The sequence below is a fragment of the Streptomyces scabiei 87.22 genome (genome assembly GCF_000091305.1).
Lineage (GTDB): Bacteria > Actinomycetota > Actinomycetes > Streptomycetales > Streptomycetaceae > Streptomyces > Streptomyces scabiei.
In genome coordinates this window covers 3,318,200-3,336,512 of sequence record NC_013929.1, presented here as the reverse complement: position 1 = coordinate 3,336,512, position 18,313 = coordinate 3,318,200, and the positions used below count along the sequence as shown (strand labels likewise).

The window sequence follows — 18,313 nt, the reverse complement described above, 5'->3', positions numbered from 1 at the left end:
CGACACACCTTCGGCACGCGCACCTGCGGAATGATGGCCCCTGGACTACGGTCCGGGGGCCTCGTCATTTCCCTGGCCCCACCTGCGGATTTGTGCCCTGCGGCCAGTCCACACATAGTCCACAGCACCCGACATACGGCCGCTCCGAGCGGCACACGCCTGCACATACGCGAAGACCCCGGCCTCAGCGTTTCCGCTGGTGACGGGGTCTTTGGGCACCTCATGCAAGGTGCGCCTCCGTGACTCGCTTTCGAACCCTGGCGCACCCCTGTTGCGGCTGTTCAAAGCGCTAGATGGCAGTAGTAGGACGACGTCGCAGGTAGAGGTGACCGCATCAGTGGGGCCTGATGTCGCGCCGAGCGTTCGCGAGTGTCGGATGTTGGCGCCCGACGAAGTGGCAGAACTGGTCGAGGCATACCGGCGCGGCGCCACTGAACTATCGCTCGCCCGTGAGTACGGCGTCCACCGCCATACCGTGGACCGGCACTTGGAACGAGCGGGTGTTGTCAAAAGGCCGGTGGTCAAGATGACCCCGGCCAGGGTGGAACTGGCGAAAGAGCTCTACGAGCAGGGGCTCAGCAGCAACCAGATCGGGAAGAAGTTCGGTATTAGTGGCAGTACGGTCTGGAAGGCGTTGAAGCGGGCGGGAGTGAGGATGCGAGGGACTGCTGGCTAATCGACCAAGCAATGGCACTAAATGGTTGGATCCGGAAGGAGATCATCCAGGCTAGGCTCGGCATCCCTGCCCAACACTTCGCTCACTGCATTGCGCAGCGCCCGAAGACGCTCGATATTGCCACCGAGAAGTTCCAAGAGTTGAGCATCTTCCGTTTTATCGATTACCTCAGCGCTAGTGAAGCCGCTCTCGGTAAGGCGCAAGTAGTGCTCACGTTCAAGACCTGCACCAGCAAGTGCAAGCGAAGCGAGACCGGCCGGAATACCCAGCTCGAGTTGGGCAGGAATCAAGAATGAGAGGTTCGTCAAGTCCGCCACCGGGTGAAGCTCGGTGGCGATACCGATGATGGTGCCGATGACATCATGCGTCCTATTCACTACGGCACGGACTGGCCCGATGGCGTTCCTGTCCCTCCAGTGCTGCATAACGGTTCGTTCGAGCTGCGCGGCCGCGACACCATTTGTCCATAGGAGACACGCGACAGCCTTCTTTGCGCGCGCTGCGGTGACAACTGCGTCACCATCATTACTGAACGCGCTAATGACGCTAGGTGCAACCTGCTGGCGATGCAACGCACTAATGAAGGTGTTGAGTTCGACGCGTACACCGCGGGTATTGACCACCAGCCGTGTATCGTCGAGCTCCTGAGTCAACTGAGCTACGGCGATGAGTGTTGCGTGGTTCAGATCCTCAGGCCGAACACTCCGAAGGACATTCGTTACTCGGATGGCAGAACGAACGGTAAGTCCGCTCTGAGCCACGATCGCACCAAGCGAGTTTAGACGAAGCTCATCGTTACCTACATCGTCAATGAAGCCGACTCGGCACAGTTCCTGAAGAATCTGTCCAGTGCGCTCCGGATCGAACGCATTACCTGTCCCTGACAGCCGTGCCTGGTGAGCGGCAAAGCTGTTCGACAATACCGACACCACCTCGGCGCTCTGTAGCGCCCTGCCTTCGACCCGTGCGGATACAATTGCCACAACCCGCAGCACTAGCGTGTATGAGTCAGCTGACGGATCAAGCAGAGTTGAGCTGACGTTCTCCGGATCGCCCTGGACGTAACGGCCCCAGATCTCGTTGGCGTTCGCAGTCCCATACGTGAGCACAATGGCGCGCCCGTGTTCGGCGAGGCCAAGCCGCCCAGCGCGGCCCGCGATGTTCTTGTATTCCGCAACCCGATACCAAGCGTACGTGTTACGGCCCGTTCGTCGGCTCAATTCGGGCATGATGACCGTCTCGGCGGGCATGTTGACGCCCTGGGCGAGCGTAGTGGTGGCGACAATCACCCGGATCTGGCTGTCTGGCAGCCGAAACTGCTCCTCGACCACACGGCGTTCTTCCCGCTCGAGATCGGAGATGTGGAAGGCTGTGCCTCCTTGTAGACACTGGCGCAGATCGGCACTTGTCAGGCTCGGGTCGCCAGCAGGCAAGCGCTCAAGAGCCTGCGTTGCCGGCTGAAGGCCAAGTTCAGCTGCCAGATATCTGGCAGCCCCACGGGCATCACCGCGGGTGCCCCGGATCACGACTACTTGCTGACCATCTGCGACGAGCTTGCGTACGAGTGGGACCAGTAGCGTTCGAGCCCTCGATTCTCCATACTGCGGAGGGATCAGCTGCTCAATCTTCTCCTCGCCATCCGTATTGACGTACCTGTAGCTGCCGTTGGCTTCAAGTACGCCCTCATCGAGGGGCACCGGGCGCTCATCGCGCCGAAGCAGGTTTGCCTCAAGCCAGCTATCCAAGCCGCCGAGATCGCCGAGCACGGCAGATAGAGCCACGATTTGCGGCTCGATCCCTTCTTCCTTCCGGCTCTTAAGGAGCGTGAGTAGTAGCTCCAGATATTCGCCACGCGATCCGTCGACGATAGTCTGAACCTCGTCGATGACGACCACTGACACCAAAGGCAGGAGGTGAGGGAACGTCAAAGCCAAGTTTCCGAACTTCTCATACGTCAGGATGCCGAGGTCGAACTGTCCTCGAAGTAGGGCGGGCACATCGTCGCCAATGTCGCCGGTCGCGCGAATCACACGGACATCAGCTGGGCCGTAGATCCGAGTAAAGCGCTCGTACTGCTCATTGACAAGCGCCTTGGTCGGCAACAAGAAGACCGACCGGCCACCATTCTGCGTAGCGCTCAATGCAGCAAGCTCGCCGACCATGGTCTTGCCCGAGGACGTTGGTGCTATGACGAGGACGTTCTCGCCTTTTAGCAGTCCCGCCTCATTGATGGCTGATTGCTGAAGCGGATTCAGACCCGGCAGATTCGTGGCCCATGCGTCGAGTACCTCGTCCGACAGTCCATGTTCGGCGAGGCTCCGGATGTCGGCAGTAACAGGCGCTGCGATAAGTGACGGGTAGAGAGCACCGTAGCGTGGGCCCGGCGCGAAGACCGGCCAGATTACTTCGCCGTCCCATTGACCTCGAAGCGTCGGCTCCTGACGGGCCTGCGCGACACCCGATGCACTCGCGACAACTCGCTGTGTCACATACTTAAGGAGGTCGTAGAAGCTGATGCACCCGTCTTTGGCGAGGCCCTCCGGCCCGAGAAGCGCTTGCAGTAGGTGGTACGTAAGAAGCCCGTGTCCTAGGCGCGTGTCTTCCCAAGCTGGCTGATCTGCAGTGGATGCCGTCAGAATTAGCCGACCAGTGCCCGCCATCTGGTCAAGTAGTGCCTCGGTTGATAGCGGAACGCCTCCGTGACCACCTTTCGGTGTCAGAGGGGCTCTAAGTACCTTGGCGCCTGCACCTCCCGAAAAACAACAATCAAGCACTACCACGAGATGTCGGGCCGGAATATTTCCAACAAGCTCAGTGAATTCGTCCAGCGCAAGCGATGTCGCAGGCAGATTATGCGGATCAGCGTCGTAAGTGATGAGCTCGTGAGTGTCACTTCCGTGACCCGAGAACGCGATTACGACAGTGTCATCTTCACTGCTGGCTGTACGAAGACTAACGAGCTCAGCTCGGGTGCGTTCAAGTGTGGCATCAGTGTCAGTGACGAGAGTGCAATCCTCCTCTCCTAGGTTGTCCGCGAACAAGGCGCTGAGAGCGGCCGCGTCGCGCACGGCGGAGGCCAGGTTGCTGATGTACGGCGACTGGTAGCGGTTAATTCCAATGAAGAGTCCACGAAACCGTGGACGCCTTTCGTCGCCGTCAGTCATGTCCACTGCTCCTCCGCGAGCGGTGCATTATTCAGCTGGTCACGGATACTTCGCCAGTTCGGCATGAACCGCTCCATGAGCTTGGTGAAACGGTCGTCGTGGTGACGCTCCAGGTAATGCGTCATCTCGTGAACGACGATGTACTCCAGGCAGGCCGGCGGCTTCTTGGCGAGCTCGACGTTGAACCAGATGTGCCCGGTCTCGCGATTACAGGATCCCCATTTGGTCTTCATGCGCTTGATGCTCCACCGCGGCACCGATACGTCGAGGATCGGCTCCCACTTGGTGATCAGGGCCGGGATCGCGTGTCGAAGCTGTTCCCGGTACCAATGGTCGAGTAGTTCGCGTCGCCGTTCGGCTGCGGTGCTGGCTGGGACGTACAGCAGCAGTCGCTCGCCGTCGAGCTCGAAGTGAGCCCGCCCGGGGCGTTCAACGACTTTCATCCGGCGTCGAACACCCCACACGTAGTGAGATTCGCCGGTGACCATCTCTCGCGTGGACTGGCGTGCGGCTGACTGAAGTTGGTCGCGCTGCTCTTTGATCCACGGCAGACGTTGAATCACAGCGAGCCGCACCTGCTCATCGTCGAGCTGCTGCGGCGCCGCTACCCGAACGCGCCCAAGGGGTGGATAGACCCCGATGTGCAGGTTCTTGATGTTCTTGTAGATGACGTCGATGTCGATGCCACGGACGGTGAGATAGGCACTAGCGGTACTCATGACGTGCCTTTAGCAGTTCAAGCAGTTCATCGAGCCGGTCAAAGTCGGCGGGCAACGTCTGAGCAAGCGCGCGTTTGACCTTCTTCTCCTTCATCGCGTTGCCCACCCACGAGTCGGGCTTGGTGTGCAGGATGGTGGTATCCACCACTGCGGCCAGCTCCGGTGCCTGATCGAAGAAGTCGATCAGGGCGCGACGGGCGCCGTTGTCGGCCCACTCCGGGTACTCGGTGTCCGATTCGCCCTTACCCAGGTTGGACGCGTGCTCCAGTAGCTTCTCGAGGTACTCCTTGTAGTCCAGAGCGCCCTGCCGTCGTTCCTCGAGTATGGCGTCGAGTAGTTCCGACATCTTGTCGTAGTACTTCGGGTTCATCGGGCGCTCGTCGATGATCACCTTGCGCATGTTGTTGGCGATTGTCTCCGCCATCGCTTCGGGGTCCTTCTTGATACCCGCAGGAAGCTTGTCGAGCGCACCAGCCCCCATCTCGACGATCAACTGGATCAGCCCGGCTTCCTGGAAGTCAGACACGACCTCGGAGGGTTTTGCGCTGATATAGGTGTCGAGCAAGTGCCGCATGCCGGCCTCGTACTGCTTGAAGTCCACGTCCTCGCCAGCGCCGAGCTTCACCTCATCACGCACGTTGGCGTAGTGAGCGATCTCGTCCTTGATCGCTGTGGCCTCGGCGTCGCTGTAGCCAGCGGCCTGCATATCGTTGGCGAGGTTGCCGTACGCGCGGGTCACGGCCGCAACAGACTTGTAGAGCTCAACCCGCTTGGGTTCGTTGGCCTTGAGCTGCTCGGCGTTGCCCTGCTCGCGGGCGCAGAAGTACTGCTGATACTGGAGGGTGTCCTTCGGCGGTGCGACGGGTTCACAGAGTGCCCGGATCTTCTCCAGGGCCTCATCAAGGTCGTCACGGGCCTTGTCGATCCGGTCTGACAGCAGCCCCTCGATGTCCTTCGTCTCGTAGCCTTCGAGGGCACCGCCGGTGTAGTCAGTGATCGCGGATTCAAGAGAGTTGAACAGGTCGCGATAGTCGACGATGTAGCCGTAGTCCTTGTCCTCGCCGTCAAGGCGGTTGACTCGGCAGATCGCCTGGAACAGGCCATGATCCTGCATCTTCTTGTCGATATACAAGTACGTGGCACTCGGGGCGTCGAAGCCGGTCAAGAGCTTGTCGACAACGATGAGCAGCCGCATCTGGCCCGGGTCGTTGACGAACCTCTCCTTGACGTCCTTCTCGAACTGCTCGACCTTGCCCATCGCCTTATCGGCAGGCTCGTTGAAGTGGTCAGCGAGCATCTGCCGGTAGATCTCGTACTGGCGCAGCCGCTCCGTGGCACCGTGGCCGGAGTCTTCCTTGGAGATGTCACTCGCCTGCGGCGTGTACGACGTGATGATGGCGCACTTGCCCTTGAATCCAGCCTGGGTGAAGAGCTCGTAGAACTTGCACGCCTGGTAGATGCTCTGACTGACGAGAATCGCATTGCCACGGCCGTTCGACAAGCGCGGCTTGATCTCCATGTCGAGCAGGATGTCATTGACTATTTGTCGGGCACGCGGCTCCGAGCTGACAACCTTCTGCATGGTGCCCCAGCGCTTCTTGAGCTCGGCGCGGGACAAGTCCGTCATGCCACGGGTCTTGGCCTCAAACCACTGGTCGACCTTTGCCGGCGAGGTCAGGTCCTGGTCGATATTGCGTGCCTCGTAGCGTAGGTCCAGGACGACGCCGTCGGCCACACCCTCGTCGAACTGATAGGTGTGGATGAAGCTGCCAAACCTTTCTTCGGTGGTGGCTTTGTCCTCCTTGAGTAGCGGCGTGCCAGTGAAACCAATGAACATGGCTCCCGGCATGAGTGCCTTCATGGCGTCGTGCATCTTGCCCGACTGGGTGCGGTGGGCTTCGTCGACGAAGACGAAGATGTTGCCCTTAGCGTGGAAGTCCTTGGGGATGGTCGCTTTCAGCTCACGAATGAACTCGCTCTCAGCCGCATCGCGGGCGGCCTCGTCTTCCGAGCCGCGGAATTTATGGACCAGCGAGCAGACCAGCCACTCCTCGCTTACGTTCAATGTGGCCAGGAGATCGCCACCACTCTTCGTCCGGTAGATGGACTCGTTGACTCCTTGGAAGACCTTCTCAATCTGATCATCCAGTTCGGTCCGGTCGGTGATGAGGAGTACGCGCGCGTCCGGCTGGTTCTCGCGGATCCACTTCGCCAGCCACACCATGGTCAGCGACTTGCCAGAGCCCTGGGTGTGCCAGATGATGCCGCCCTCACGCTTGGCGATCCGCTCCTGAGCGGCCTTGACGCCAAAGTACTGGTTGTGCCGACTCGTCTTCTTCTGCCCCGCGTCGAAGACCATGAAGTCATGCACCAGCTCGAGCAGACGCTCCTTCGAGCAGAGCTGGGTCAAGGACCGATCGAGCGGGTCGGCGATGTCGGACGGCTCACGCCACGCCAGCCAGTACTTCTCCGGCGTGTCGATTGCGCTGTAGCGCAGCCCCTCCACGTCGTTGCCGGCCATGACGAACTGCACCGTGGTGAAGAACGGACGAATGAACTCGGGGCGCTGGTTCCCGATGCTCTGCCGGATACCTTCAGAGACGGCGACCTTCGAGCGCTTGAGCTCGATCGTCCCAAAGGCGATGCCGTTGACATAGAGCACGATGTCCGGGCGCTTCGTGTGCTGCCCCAGTACCGTCACTTCCTCCGCCAGGGCGAAGTGATTGACCTCCGGGCGTGCCCAGTCGACGAGCCATACCGTCTCCGTCTGCTCGCCCACACCAGGCTTGACCTTCACGCCGTACCGGAGCAGGCCGTAGACGTCCCGGTTCGCCTCGTACAGATCGCGACTGCTGCCGAGCGAGGCGTCGCTCTTCAGCTTGTCGATCGCCTTGTTGATGAGGTTGTCGCTGTAGCCCCGGGCACGGAGGTTTTGGGTGAGCAGCCCAACATCAATGTTGGAGTTTGCCGCGCGATACTCCCAGTTTCCGAGGTAATCGTAGCCCAATGAGTCTCGGAACAGCTCGATGACGCGATCTTGAGTCTTGCGCTCTGGCTGGCCGACGTTGCTCATGCTGCGCTCTCCTGGACGGGGAGGCGGGTGCGACCGGTGAGGAGCTGCTGCATCATGCCCTGCTTGACGTCCCGCGCCTTTGCGAGTCGTGCGTGGAGAATACTGATCTCACGGTCAATGTCGGCGAGGACCGACGCGATTGCTCGCTGCTCATCGTGTGGTGGAATGTCCACCGAGAGGCTCCTGACCGTTCCCCAATCCGAGCGGGGCATGTGCGTTCCGTACGCACCGCTCGCTGCTTCGATGAACCTCTCAGTTTCGACAATAGATCGCACGAATCGGCTATCAACGCCCGGCCGCGCACGAAGCACCCAAATCTCAGTTGTGCATAGTCCAGCCACATCCGCGAACCAGAACTTTCGCAAGTAGGCCCGCAACTTCCCAAACAGCACGTCACCAGGCCTAAAAACTGCCTTCAGCGAAATGGCGTCGGCCGCCTGCGACTTGCCGACGAGCCGCCCAGACCCACTTTCGACCTGCTCCAACTCGACGAGAGGGGTCGTCGGCGGAACATCGCGAGGCATCGCCCGCTCCCTCGAAGGGACGGCAAGCTGCTCAAAGATACCGGCCGACCAGGGCTCAGTGAAGCCGGGGAGGCGGGTCTTGCCGGTCAGGAGCTCCTGCATCATGCCATGCTTAATCACTCGCTTCTTTTCCACTAGCCGCCCGAGGTTTGCGATAAGCTGATCTATCTCCGAGAGAGCCTCTCCAATGGCTCGCTGCTCGGGGATGGGCGGAATTGGAAGGGAAACTTTTACTAGGTCAGACTTCTTGACGTGAACGAATGAGGACTTGAACCCATGCGCCTGCCTCTCGATCTCTTTCTGTACATTCTGAAGTACGAGAAACGAGTAATAAGGAGTGACCTTTGTCTTGTCTGGGGTTACCTTGAAGATATGTTGGTTTAGAACCGCATTTGGGCCAGTCCATATCCGAGCTCCAAACGACGTTCCGGTTGTGCCAGACCATGCGAAGAGGATATCACCTGCCCGAATACGATACTTCTCGCTAATTGGACCATCGTAGTAGTTGTAGGGACTATTGTCATCATTTAGGTTTTGGATCCTAATGATCGGAATACCGTGGGCCTTCCACTCTCCCGGCCTAAATGCTAGGCCGTTGATAAGTGTTAGCGTTTGGCCGATAGTATAGTCTTGCCAGCCATGTGGAAGCGCATCCATTCTTACCTGTTCGGAAAGCTGCCCTAGTTCCATTTAGCCTCCAAATTCTGGAAGTGACCTTGAGTTTGCCAACCCCTTGATGTTATGTCGAGGCTCACACGACCCCCATGGCTTTTAGGTGAGCACCGACTTGACGGTCCAGCTGCATGATCCGGCTCTCAATTTCTCCAACAGTCTCGGCATACCGTTCGCCAAGCTGCTGGATGCGGCCAACCAACGTCAAAGTCAGGGCGTTTACCTCACCAACGATCCGCTCGCTGATGGTGTTCCTCCACTTGTCGTCTAGCACGAGGGCCTTCACGTCAACCTCGGTAAGGTCGCCGTATTTCTTGAAAGTGGCGAAGTTTAGCACTGCCTCGGCTTCCTTGGCGGCCTTCTTGGCGACGGCTTCGTCGTTGTATAGCTTGATCAGGTGCTGGAGAGCCCTGACCTCTTCTGGTTCAGCTCTTTCGTGTCGAGCCACCTTGAGCCGAGTCGAAGCAAGAACCTTAGAGATCTTGCCGTCCTCCATTGCTTCAGCAAGCAGGCCGTCTTCGACAGCGTGTTCCTCGACGTATTCCTCAACGGCCCGGCCGGCTTCCTCGGCTGCCGCGTTCAGGGTGTCAACCTTGGCCTGCTCATCCGCAAAGTAACGAGTGACGACAAGCGTCGGCGGGATGAGGTCCATCTTGTACTTGGTGGCGCTGCGACCAGAGCCGATGACGAGGTCTGGGGTCTCGGAGAGCTTGCGTTCCTTGTCCTCGATGGTCTTGCGGGGCTTCGCCGCCTCACACCACCCCTCGTTCATGACGAGGAAGACGTCGTCGTGTATGACGCCGTGCCAATAAGTCATGAGCTGCTCGTAGACGTCATACTCGTCGAGCAGAGGGGTGTTCTTGAACCGGGCCAGCAGATCGTCACTGATACCAGCGATCAGGTCCTTGGGGACAGTGTCCGGGTTGAGCGCTTGCAGGATCGGCCGGTGCGCGGCGAACCAGTCGGCAACCTGGTCACGGACGTCCATAGCGAACTTCTGGAACTCATCGGAGTCCAGGATGGCCTGTTGTACCTCAGCAACGCCGACAGCCAGGTCGCTGTAGCCGGGACGGTTCGGCTTGAAGAGCGTGGCACGAAGGCTCGGGAACGCCTCCCAGTACCCGTTGAGTGCGTCCAGGTCGTGATCCGGGATTCCGCCGTGAAGGTGGGCGTGAAGGTCCTGGATGTCTTCCGGCTCGGAGGCGTCGATGTACCGCGGGATGTTGAGGTTGTAGTCGTTCTTCGGGTCGGCGACCTCGTGGAGCGGCACCATGCGCGAGTAGCGCTCGATCTCGACCTGCCTGTTGAAGACATCGACGATCTTGTGGATATCCTGGCTACGGAGGCGATTCTTGTTGCCGTCCTTGATAAAGCCCTTAGAGGCGTCGATCATGAAGACGCCGGTGCGTGCCTGGGCGTTCTCCTTGTCGAGGACAATGATGCAGGCCGGGATACCGGTGCCGTAGAAGAGGTTGGCAGGCAAGCCGATGATGCCCTTGATGTAGCCGCGGCGTAGCAGCTCCCTACGAATGCTCGCCTCGGCGTGGCCGCGGAACAGCACACCGTGCGGCAAGATGATCGCGGCCTTGCCGGTGCTCTTGAGCGACTTGAGGATGTGTAGCAGAAAGGCGTAGTCGCCGTTCTTCTCCGGCGGCCGGCCGTACTCGAAGCGGCCGTAGTCGTTCTCCAGGCCGTTGCTCCACGACTTGATCGAGAACGGCGGGTTGGCGACAGCGAAGTCGAAGGTCCGCAGCTGCCTCCCCGTGGTGAACTGCGGATTGGTGATCGTGTCACCTTTGAGGATGTCCGCGTCCTCGTTGTCATGGAGGATCATGTTCATCTTGGCCAGCGCCCAGGTGGCGTTGTCCTTCTCCTGGCCGTAGATGGTGATGCCGCGCGGTGCCTCGTCAGCCACCTTGAGGAGCAGCGAGCCCGACCCGCACGTAGGGTCGTAGACCGTGTGGTCCTGTCGGGTGCTGGGGTCGATGCCGACGACCTTGGCGAGAATGCGTGAGACCTCGGCCGGGGTGTAGAACTGGCCCTTCGATTTGCCCGATTCCGTTGCGAAGTGCCGCATCAGGTACTCGTAGGCGTCGCCGAGTAGGTCGTCGCCCTCAGCGCGGCTACCGCGGAAGTCCAGGTCAGCGAAGATCGTCACCAACTTGGAGAGGCGATCCTGCATCTCCTTGCCCTTGCCGAGCTTCTCCTCATCGTTGAAGTCCGTAAGGTCGATGACCTTGACCAGCGTCGGATTCGCCTCGGCGAGCCTGCCGATGATCTTGTTGATCTTGTCGCCGATCTCCTTGTCGCCCTTGAGGGCGACCATGTCATCGAAGGACCCGCCGACGGGGACATCGATCAAGGAGTTCGGATCGGACTTGGCCTTGTCCGTCACGTACTTCACGAACAGCAGCGTCAGGATGTAGTCCTTGTACTGGCTGGCATCCATGCCGCCGCGTAGCTCGTCGCAGCTCCGCCAGAGCGAGCCGTACAGGTCCGACTTTTTGAGAGCCACTACCACGCCACCCCCTCGTCCACGGCACGAGTTACATGCTCCCCCGAGGCGACGCCGAGGCGCCCGATCAACCTTTTCATGCCGTTACGTCCGTCCCTCATTCGTCCGACCGGGCCATCTGCATCCCCGAAAGTGATGCGTGAAGCGCATCCGCCAACGATAGCGGTAGCCACCGACACCTCACCCTTGTCTGACCACTCGGAGGCCCCCAAGCGGCCTGACTCCAGCAGGTCACCGCAGCACCGAGCGAACCAATCAACGGTGCCCCAATAGCGCGTCATGACAACGGACTTGCCCGCGGAGGTTATCTCAGCCATTACATGAGGAACTCTGACACCCCTCAGGACGTTTCGCATTAGAATGAATTTCATCTTTGAATAGTATAAACCAATTGGATGGATTGGAAAAGAAACAGAAGGGCTGCGCCATTCGGCCATTCCTGAATCGCTCGCCTTATCGGAAATGTCCGTGACTCCAGGCGGAGCCATTCATTCCGATTAAGTGCAAAGGCGTCTTACTCGGCGCTCAAGCCCTTCGCCTGCGCAGCCAGCACCGGAATCGCTTCAATCTTCTCAGCCGTGAGGTCGTTCCAGACAAGCCCCCGAGGCCGGCGACGCCCAGGGCACTGAATCACCTCGTCGGGCGTGATGATCAGGTCCACACTGAAGTCGTGCTCTGTCTCGGGGATCTCCTCGTCGACGACCTGGAGCTGGTGAACGGGCGCGACGATGACCGTCTTGTCCGTCACGAGGCCCGCCTCGATGAGAAGCGCCACCTCCAGGTCGGAATACCCCGCGCCCTTGCCGATGCGAGCACCGGAACGGTTGACCGCGACGCTGCCACAGATCACGACGTCGATGGGCCGCATGTCCTCGACGCCGACACGGCGAGCCACCTGTGAGGCGCCCCTCTTCTCCGCGGCCTGCTCGACGGGTAGCCCAAGCGTCTCGGGGTCCAGCAAGTAGAACGGCTGGAGGCTCGCCATCCTCGGCACGGCCATATAGAGGAGCTTGCCGTCCTTGAGGGCGCGGATACGGACCGGCAGTTGGGCCCAGTCGGGGTTCGCCTTGATCGTCCGGGCCCGCTTCCACACGACCAGCTCGGCCAGGCGGTCGGCTGTCACCTCGGCCCCGTAGAAGCCGGGGATCTTGCCGTACGAGCCTTCCGGCGCCGCGCCCTCACGTTCGAGCAGGCGCCACACCTGGTCACGGACGACTTCCTTGGCCTGGTCGATGTCGCTCACGTACCCCTACCGGTCCCGTTAGATCGCGGCCATGAGGGCCAGCAACCGATCGTTGACGTCCTGTACCCATGGCTCCTGTCGCCACTCGCGAAGCTCTCGACCAGCGGCAAACGCCAGGTTAAGACCACCGCCACCCCGTGTCAGCTCCACGGCGTCAATCGTCCGGTGCATGGTGGCCGCCGCCTCGTCGAGCCTGCGCTGGCGGATCAGCGACAAGGTGAGATTCCCGAGCGCGATGGCCTGGCTCTTCTGCTTCGCGGCGAGCGCCCTGGCGGTCATACGCAGGATGGGTTCGGCCCGCTCGGGCAGGTTCAAGAAGAGGTAGCACGAGCCGGACAAGCGGCCGAACTCGTTGGCCGTGTAGTACTCGGCAGCCATGTCATCGGCGCCGACCAGGTCGAGTTGTGCCTCTGCCTTCGTCAGCGCCTCCTCGCATGACTTGAGGTCGCCACTCATGGCGTAGCCCTCGGCCACGTGAAGCAAGCTGAGTCCGGTAAGGGAAGGACTGGCGGATCGTGCGACCTCCGCCGCCTGTCCTGCGAGGGTGGCGCCCTTGAGGGGGTCCTTCTCGCCGTAGAGCGCGACGAAGCTCTTGCGCAGGGTTGCGTATGCCTCGGCGTACGGATCACGCACCTGGCGTGCTGCAGCCACCGCCTCGTCCAGGTAGGCGACTGGTGCGTCGTGGTCGCGCCGCTGGCTCACGTCCCAGACGAGCTGCCCCATGAACGTGGCCGACTCGGCTTCCACCTCGAAGAGGGCTTTCCGAACACGCGGGTTGGTCGTGTTCTCCCGAAGGAACTTCACCTGCCCGTGGACCTGGCCGGCGGGACCGAGAAGCGCCGTCGAGGGTGCCTTGTCGTACCGCTCGTCGAGTTGGCGAATCCGCTCGTGCAGGTAGGCGACTGCCACGAGGTCGACCGACGAGGGGTGTTCGAGGACGTAGCTCATGCGCTCGCTGGGCTTGGCCTGGATGACCGTCACGTCATCGAGCAGGGACTGCAACTCATCGGCCGTCACCTTGAGTGCGGCGGCGAGCTTGGGACGAATCCATGGTTGGGGTTCGCTCTCGGCCGTCTCCCAGCGCACAACCGTCGAGCGCTCGACGCCCAGCCGTTCGGCGAGCTTCTCTTGGCTGTAGCCCGCAGATTTGCGACGCTGTGCGAGTCGCATGCGCTTGGCCGCCATTGCGCTTCCCTCCAGGGGCTTGGGGGCGTACCAACCATAGCCACCCGGGGGCCATTTGCGCAGGTCAAAGGTGCCCTTGCCTCTTTTTTGCGTCCTTCCTGCCCCTCGTTTGCTCTGGGTTTGTGCAGGTCAAGGGGCTTTTCTGGCCGTTACGCCGGTCCAGCGGCGCCTGGCCCCGAGCCCGCCGTTGGACCGGCTTCCAACGGCGGAAGGAAAGCAATGCGACCTGAGATTTACGGCTATATGCGCGTCGTCAGCAGCGACGAAGTTGATGACGAATCCGAGCGTGTGAAGCGCGAGTTGGCCGCGTACGCCCAGCGCGAAGGCTTCGCACTCGACCAGGTGTTCACCGAAAACATCAGGTGTTCGGAATCTGCCTTCTACGTGATGCTCGACTCCTTGAAGCGCCACGACGTACGGGACGTCATTGTTCCCTCGCTCTGGCACTTCGCTCGGCTGCCCGGCCTCCAGAACGCCATGCGCCAGCACATCGAGCAGGAAACCGGTGCGCGAATCTGGGTAGTTCAGGGGCAAGGCCGATGACCAACCAAGAACTTCCCCTGATCTACGGATACATGCGCGTCCCGCGAAGCCACACGGACGAGGAGCTACTTGCCCTTGAACGTGGTCTCCAACGCTTCGCCGCCTCCGAGGGCTACCAGTACGCCACGACCTTTCAAGAGTTCGTACCCGGCTGTACGGGAGCGTTCGGGGCGTTGGTCGCTGAACTCACCCGTGTCGGCGGTCGCCACGTGGTCGTACCGACCATTGACCACCTGGCGCTTCATCCGCTGTTGCAGGTTCACATGCTCGCGAAGCTGGAACTGGACGCAGGCGCCGAAGTCTTCGAGGTGGTCGAGTCGTGACCGAGGAGCAACCAGCATCACCGAACCGCGATTGGGTCTACACCAGCAGCCTGCAACTGGCTGCCGTGCCGACGGCCGCCAGTTGCTCGCGCATGTTCGTTCGGCTGACGCTGACGCGGTGGAACCTGTCCGATTACGTCGAGACGGCGGAGCTGGTGGTGTCTGAACTCGTCACCAACGCCGTGCAGGCGACGGGACTGACCGACCCGGAACCGAAGTCGTGGGAAATAACGGCGGAGCATGTCATCGGGGTACAGCTCCGTGCCACCGGCACGAGCTTGGTTCTGGACGTCTGGGACAGAAGCTCTGACGTACCCGTGACCGAAAACCCGGGTGACGACGCCGAAGGTGGGCGGGGGCTGTTGCTCATCGGGGCGATGGCGAAGCAGTGGGATGTCTTCCGCCCGCACGCCGGAGGGAAAATCGTGTGGGCAGAATTCGAACTGGACAGGGCGGCGAAACCACCGCCACTCAGCACCATGCCAGTACGCATCCCCGGGGCCACTAAACCACCCAAGGGGCCAGTCCACACGATGGCAGAGGAAGCGCTGTTGCAACGCTTTCTTGATGCTCTGTACCAATGGGATGAGCCGCGACCGATTTGAACCACACGACTCAAGAGAAGGCCGGCGGCCGTCTTTGATCTGACACATTGGTCCCCATACGAATTTCTCTGATTCCTGTTGAAGGGATACGCGGTCTAGATTGAGATAATTCCAGAAATGAGAAAACCCCCGCTGTCCTGGCTGGACAGTCGGGGGATTCCTTTCGATGACTTCCTTTACCCGATGGGCTGGCCCGTCATGAACGCGAAGACCAGGTGCACCGAGTAATCGGGGGTGGTGACCTCATGCTTGATGTCGCGCGGAATCAGCAGTACGTCGCCGGTCCGCGTGATGATCTGCTGAGGTTCGCCGTCCGCGCTTGGCCAGAGCGTCCAGCTTTTTGCGCCGCGCATTTGCACGATCGCACCCAGCCACTGATCGACGTGTGCGCCGATGTTGCGGTCGCCTGAGCTTGATTCGTACATACTGCACGCGACGCGACACCGAGCGAGCCGAGCCAACTGCAAGGCTGTGACGCTGTACCAGCCATCACTACGCGCGTCCATTCCTTCGTAGACACGCGTCCGGCGCCGCTCTTGGTACGCGGCCTCGATGGCATCGTTACTGACTTCGCGGTGGAATTCCGCGTCATCCACAAGCGCCACCGTCTGTGCCTCTGATCGCTCCCCTTTCAGGGGAAGTGGCAACCTTTCCAGGTATGCTGGATCAAAGGCACTGACGAAGTGAGCTACTCGCTGCTGCTCCTCGGCACGCATGTAAGTCGGCAATACAGCCGACCACAGGCGGGCGAGAAACTGCGATGCGATCGAGTTCTCTGCGACGACCGTCAACGATCAGTCGTAGATGTGCTGGCGGTTCTTGTGCAGGTCGTACCGGACCAAGCACTTGCCGGCCATGGGCGTCGCGGCGTACTCGTTGAAGTCGTCGTCACCCGGGTCGAGCACCTGCGTGGCGTGCACGGTGTCGTCGAGGCTGAGGTCGTCCAGCTTGCGCGGACGCAGCTCGATGACGCCGCTCTCGGCGTTGACGACCTGGACCAGCACCTCGTCCTCGGCCACCTCCACGCCCACGGGCGCGAACATGAGCCGGAACGAACTACCGGCCGGGTGGTCCGCCAGGATGGCGGCGAGCTGGTGAGCCAGATTGCTCTGGCTACCGACCAGAGTTTCCGTAGACATCGCGGTCACGGATTCCTCCCTAATGGAAGCCCCGGATTCTTTCAAATCCTCGAAAGGCTGATTTCATATTAAACTAATTCAGCCTTTTTGTAAATGCTTTTCTAAAGTTATCAATTAGGCCCGCTGAATCGATACTAAAAGCTCTTCGCCTGCGATTTGTGCACGTCCACGCAGGGCGTCATCTCGCCATTCAAGCAGTGTGGCGCCGAGCTTCTTCAATTCATCCTCATGCTGGCGTAGCACCTTGACGAGTGATCCATCTGATGATTCAAATAACAACCCGAGGACGAAAGGTTTTCCAGATAGCTTAGCCCTGGCGCGTGTTTCCTCTATCAGTGCGATCACTTCTTTCAATATTTGCTCCGATGTAGTTTGTTTTTTCATGATCTCCTCCAATTCTTTCATTCTTTGATTATAAATACTGGAAGAGGCGAAGCCAAGATGTAAATTTACAACGCTGCCGTCGCGCCGATTCTTATACTGGAGCTATCTTGAGGCATCGAGCATCGTGACCAGGGGCAGCCGCAGACGGCGGCGCCGGACAGCACGTACCACTCAGCCCGGCAGCCTCCCATCTCACTCTTCGTGGACCCGCCAGGCCTCGCCAGCACGAAGCGGGTGCTGTAAGAGGTAGAGCGACGTAGTATTCACAACGCCATTGAGAAAGTGTTGACTTCAAACAACACATGGTTCATAAATAGAAGTGTTGACTGAAATCAACACCTGAATTCCTCATCGGTGTCCTGCGGCTTCATGAGATGAACCATTCGGGTTCGTCGGCCGCAATTTACCGAGGAGGTGGCTCGCTATGAGCGAGCAGCCAACAGGAACAGGCCAGCTCCGTACGCTGGCTGTCCGGATTACCGAAGATCTGCGAGCACAACTGGACGTCGTCGCTCAGATCACCGGCCGCAGCACCACCGAAGAGATTCGGGTCGCCCTGGAGCACTGGGTCGAGAAGACCAAGTCTGACCCGGCCATTCTCCAGAAGGCAGCGGCAATCCGTGCCGACATCGAGCGTGAGGCACAGACGCGTCGCAACGCGATTTCGGCAATCTTCGGTGCTGAGGACACCGCGGGGGAGAAGACTGAAGAGCCAACCTCCGCCGGCCGTCCGGCTGCTCGTCGAGGCAAGACCTCTGACGAGTAGCACGCCGCTTCACCTTCGAGCGTGAGCTCAGGGGAGGCGTAGGGCGGGAGCCCACCTGGACGCGACTGATGTTGCTGTCCGGGTGGCGCTCCCGCCATTCTTCATATCTGGGCTGGCTCGGACCATATCTCTGTTAGGAAGATTGGCCCGCAAAGTAGACCTTGGCGACTGACGTCCGAGGCGGAAGTTTGTACTTCTCACCTTCTTTTGCCACCTTCTCGCGATCAACGACCTGCACGGTCCATTTGGCTGACGACTTTTCGACTAGCTTTACACCAGGACCTGAAACGATGATGCGATCTGACTTCTCGCAGTAGTACATATGGATCAGCTCGAACGGCAGCGGATCTACGGCACCGCCGATTCGCGCCTGACATTTATCGCCGCCGGTAAGTTCCATTGCCCAGGGCTTTGGTTCGGCTTCTGGCTTCATTTTTTGGACTTTTCCAGCTGAGTAGAGCTCTCGGAGTTGCTTGTCCCACGGCGACACGCCACAGAGGAGTGAAGTCCGATCCGGCTTCACCCAACATACGTTCGCTGAATCTGCGGTAGTGCCGCACCAGACGATGTCGGCGTCGACTGCGGAGGGGGATGGGGAGTGGCACTCCACTTCCCGCATTTCATGGACGATCGTGTATTCAGAACCGGGCTCCCCTGAATCATCAAGCGGCGCGATTGTCACCACTTCCGTTGAAGATAGTGACTTCTCGGACGAAGGCTCCGCGCTGCAAGCAGATGTGCCTACGAGGATAATCCACATACCCGCAGCAAGGAGTAGCCTC

General features: G+C 60.1%; 16 protein-coding genes. 5 read left to right on the top strand and 11 right to left on the bottom strand.

Annotation, left to right across the window (positions count from 1 at the left end):
• Window positions 1–325: 325 nt before the first annotated feature.
• Complete coding sequence (locus tag SCAB_RS13875; protein ID WP_148274204.1) at window positions 326–676, top strand: hypothetical protein; 351 nt, start codon at window positions 326–328, stop codon at window positions 674–676.
• A gap of 17 nt (window positions 677–693) precedes the next feature.
• Here SCAB_RS13875 and SCAB_RS44790 read toward each other — a convergent pair whose 3' ends face one another.
• The 7 genes from SCAB_RS44790 to SCAB_RS13840 form a co-directional block, all read right to left on the bottom strand.
• Window positions 694–3,840 carry a DEAD/DEAH box helicase gene (locus SCAB_RS44790; RefSeq protein ID WP_013000703.1) on the bottom strand — a complete coding sequence of 1,049 codons (3,147 nt, stop codon included), beginning with the start codon at window positions 3,838–3,840 and terminating at the stop codon, window positions 694–696.
• Window positions 3,837–4,559: a M48 family metallopeptidase gene (locus tag SCAB_RS13865; RefSeq protein ID WP_013000702.1), complete on the bottom strand. Its 723-nt coding sequence runs from the start codon at window positions 4,557–4,559 to the stop codon at window positions 3,837–3,839. Before SCAB_RS13865 ends, SCAB_RS44790 begins: the two co-directional genes overlap by 4 nt.
• The gene (locus SCAB_RS13860; protein WP_013000701.1) at window positions 4,546–7,632 is read right to left on the bottom strand and encodes a type I restriction endonuclease subunit R; all 3,087 of its coding nucleotides are present in this window, start codon (window positions 7,630–7,632) and stop codon (window positions 4,546–4,548) included. The genes SCAB_RS13865 and SCAB_RS13860 overlap by 14 nt, the downstream gene beginning before the upstream one ends.
• Window positions 7,629–8,846, bottom strand: a complete 1,218-nt coding sequence (locus SCAB_RS44785; protein WP_078580107.1) for a restriction endonuclease subunit S — start codon at window positions 8,844–8,846, stop codon at window positions 7,629–7,631. Before SCAB_RS44785 ends, SCAB_RS13860 begins: the two co-directional genes overlap by 4 nt.
• A gap of 61 nt (window positions 8,847–8,907) precedes the next feature.
• Entirely contained in the window at window positions 8,908–11,349 is a 2,442-nt protein-coding gene (locus tag SCAB_RS13850; RefSeq protein ID WP_013000699.1) for a type I restriction-modification system subunit M, read from the bottom strand.
• Window positions 11,350–11,857: 508 nt separating this feature from the next.
• A complete protein-coding gene (locus tag SCAB_RS13845; protein ID WP_013000698.1) occupies window positions 11,858–12,586 on the bottom strand; it encodes a 5-formyltetrahydrofolate cyclo-ligase in 729 nt (242 codons plus the stop codon).
• Between the two features lie 18 nt (window positions 12,587–12,604).
• Window positions 12,605–13,771: a helix-turn-helix domain-containing protein gene (locus SCAB_RS13840; RefSeq protein ID WP_013000697.1), complete on the bottom strand. Its 1,167-nt coding sequence runs from the start codon at window positions 13,769–13,771 to the stop codon at window positions 12,605–12,607.
• Between the two features lie 219 nt (window positions 13,772–13,990).
• Between SCAB_RS13840 and SCAB_RS13835 the strand changes: the two genes are divergently transcribed.
• From SCAB_RS13835 to SCAB_RS13825, 3 genes are read left to right on the top strand one after another with little or no spacing between them, the layout of a single operon-like run.
• A complete protein-coding gene (locus tag SCAB_RS13835; protein ID WP_013000696.1) occupies window positions 13,991–14,314 on the top strand; it encodes a recombinase family protein in 324 nt (107 codons plus the stop codon).
• Window positions 14,311–14,637, top strand: coding sequence for a recombinase family protein (locus SCAB_RS13830; protein ID WP_013000694.1), 327 nt, complete (start codon window positions 14,311–14,313; stop codon window positions 14,635–14,637). The genes SCAB_RS13835 and SCAB_RS13830 overlap by 4 nt, the downstream gene beginning before the upstream one ends.
• Window positions 14,634–15,242, top strand: coding sequence for an ATP-binding protein (locus SCAB_RS13825; RefSeq protein ID WP_013000693.1), 609 nt, complete (start codon window positions 14,634–14,636; stop codon window positions 15,240–15,242). Before SCAB_RS13830 ends, SCAB_RS13825 begins: the two co-directional genes overlap by 4 nt.
• Before the next feature lie 176 nt (window positions 15,243–15,418).
• On the opposite strand, the gene SCAB_RS13820 is transcribed toward SCAB_RS13825, so the two are convergent.
• The 3 genes from SCAB_RS13820 to SCAB_RS46970 form a co-directional block, all read right to left on the bottom strand.
• Entirely contained in the window at window positions 15,419–16,033 is a 615-nt protein-coding gene (locus SCAB_RS13820) for a JmjC domain-containing protein (protein WP_148274203.1), read from the bottom strand.
• 3 nt (window positions 16,034–16,036) lie between these two features.
• Entirely contained in the window at window positions 16,037–16,390 is a 354-nt protein-coding gene (locus SCAB_RS13815) for a hypothetical protein (RefSeq protein ID WP_013000691.1), read from the bottom strand.
• Between the two features lie 105 nt (window positions 16,391–16,495).
• Window positions 16,496–16,786: a hypothetical protein gene (locus SCAB_RS46970; RefSeq protein WP_148274202.1), complete on the bottom strand. Its 291-nt coding sequence runs from the start codon at window positions 16,784–16,786 to the stop codon at window positions 16,496–16,498.
• 403 nt (window positions 16,787–17,189) lie between these two features.
• On the opposite strand from SCAB_RS46970, the gene SCAB_RS13810 reads away from it, so the two are divergent.
• Window positions 17,190–17,531: a ribbon-helix-helix domain-containing protein gene (locus tag SCAB_RS13810; protein ID WP_049875703.1), complete on the top strand. Its 342-nt coding sequence runs from the start codon at window positions 17,190–17,192 to the stop codon at window positions 17,529–17,531.
• A 133-nt stretch (window positions 17,532–17,664) separates the two neighbouring features.
• Here SCAB_RS13810 and SCAB_RS46965 read toward each other — a convergent pair whose 3' ends face one another.
• Window positions 17,665–18,216 (bottom strand): hypothetical protein, encoded by a 552-nt coding sequence (locus tag SCAB_RS46965; RefSeq protein WP_013000690.1) that lies wholly within the window; start codon window positions 18,214–18,216, stop codon window positions 17,665–17,667.
• Between the last annotated feature and the right edge of the window lie 97 nt (window positions 18,217–18,313).

Coding starts and splice junctions, on each gene's coding strand:
- SCAB_RS44790 (WP_013000703.1), bottom strand. CDS start 3,840: ATGACTGACGGCGACGAAAGGCGTCCACGGTTTCGTGGACTCTTCATT.
- SCAB_RS13865 (WP_013000702.1), bottom strand. CDS start 4,559: ATGAGTACCGCTAGTGCCTATCTCACCGTCCGTGGCATCGACATCGAC.
- SCAB_RS13860 (WP_013000701.1), bottom strand. CDS start 7,632: ATGAGCAACGTCGGCCAGCCAGAGCGCAAGACTCAAGATCGCGTCATC.
- SCAB_RS44785 (WP_078580107.1), bottom strand. CDS start 8,846: ATGGAACTAGGGCAGCTTTCCGAACAGGTAAGAATGGATGCGCTTCCA.
- SCAB_RS13840 (WP_013000697.1), bottom strand. CDS start 13,771: ATGGCGGCCAAGCGCATGCGACTCGCACAGCGTCGCAAATCTGCGGGC.
- SCAB_RS13835 (WP_013000696.1), top strand. CDS start 13,991: ATGCGACCTGAGATTTACGGCTATATGCGCGTCGTCAGCAGCGACGAA.
- SCAB_RS13830 (WP_013000694.1), top strand. CDS start 14,311: ATGACCAACCAAGAACTTCCCCTGATCTACGGATACATGCGCGTCCCG.
- SCAB_RS46970 (WP_148274202.1), bottom strand. CDS start 16,786: ATGAAAGAATTGGAGGAGATCATGAAAAAACAAACTACATCGGAGCAA.
- SCAB_RS13810 (WP_049875703.1), top strand. CDS start 17,190: ATGAGCGAGCAGCCAACAGGAACAGGCCAGCTCCGTACGCTGGCTGTC.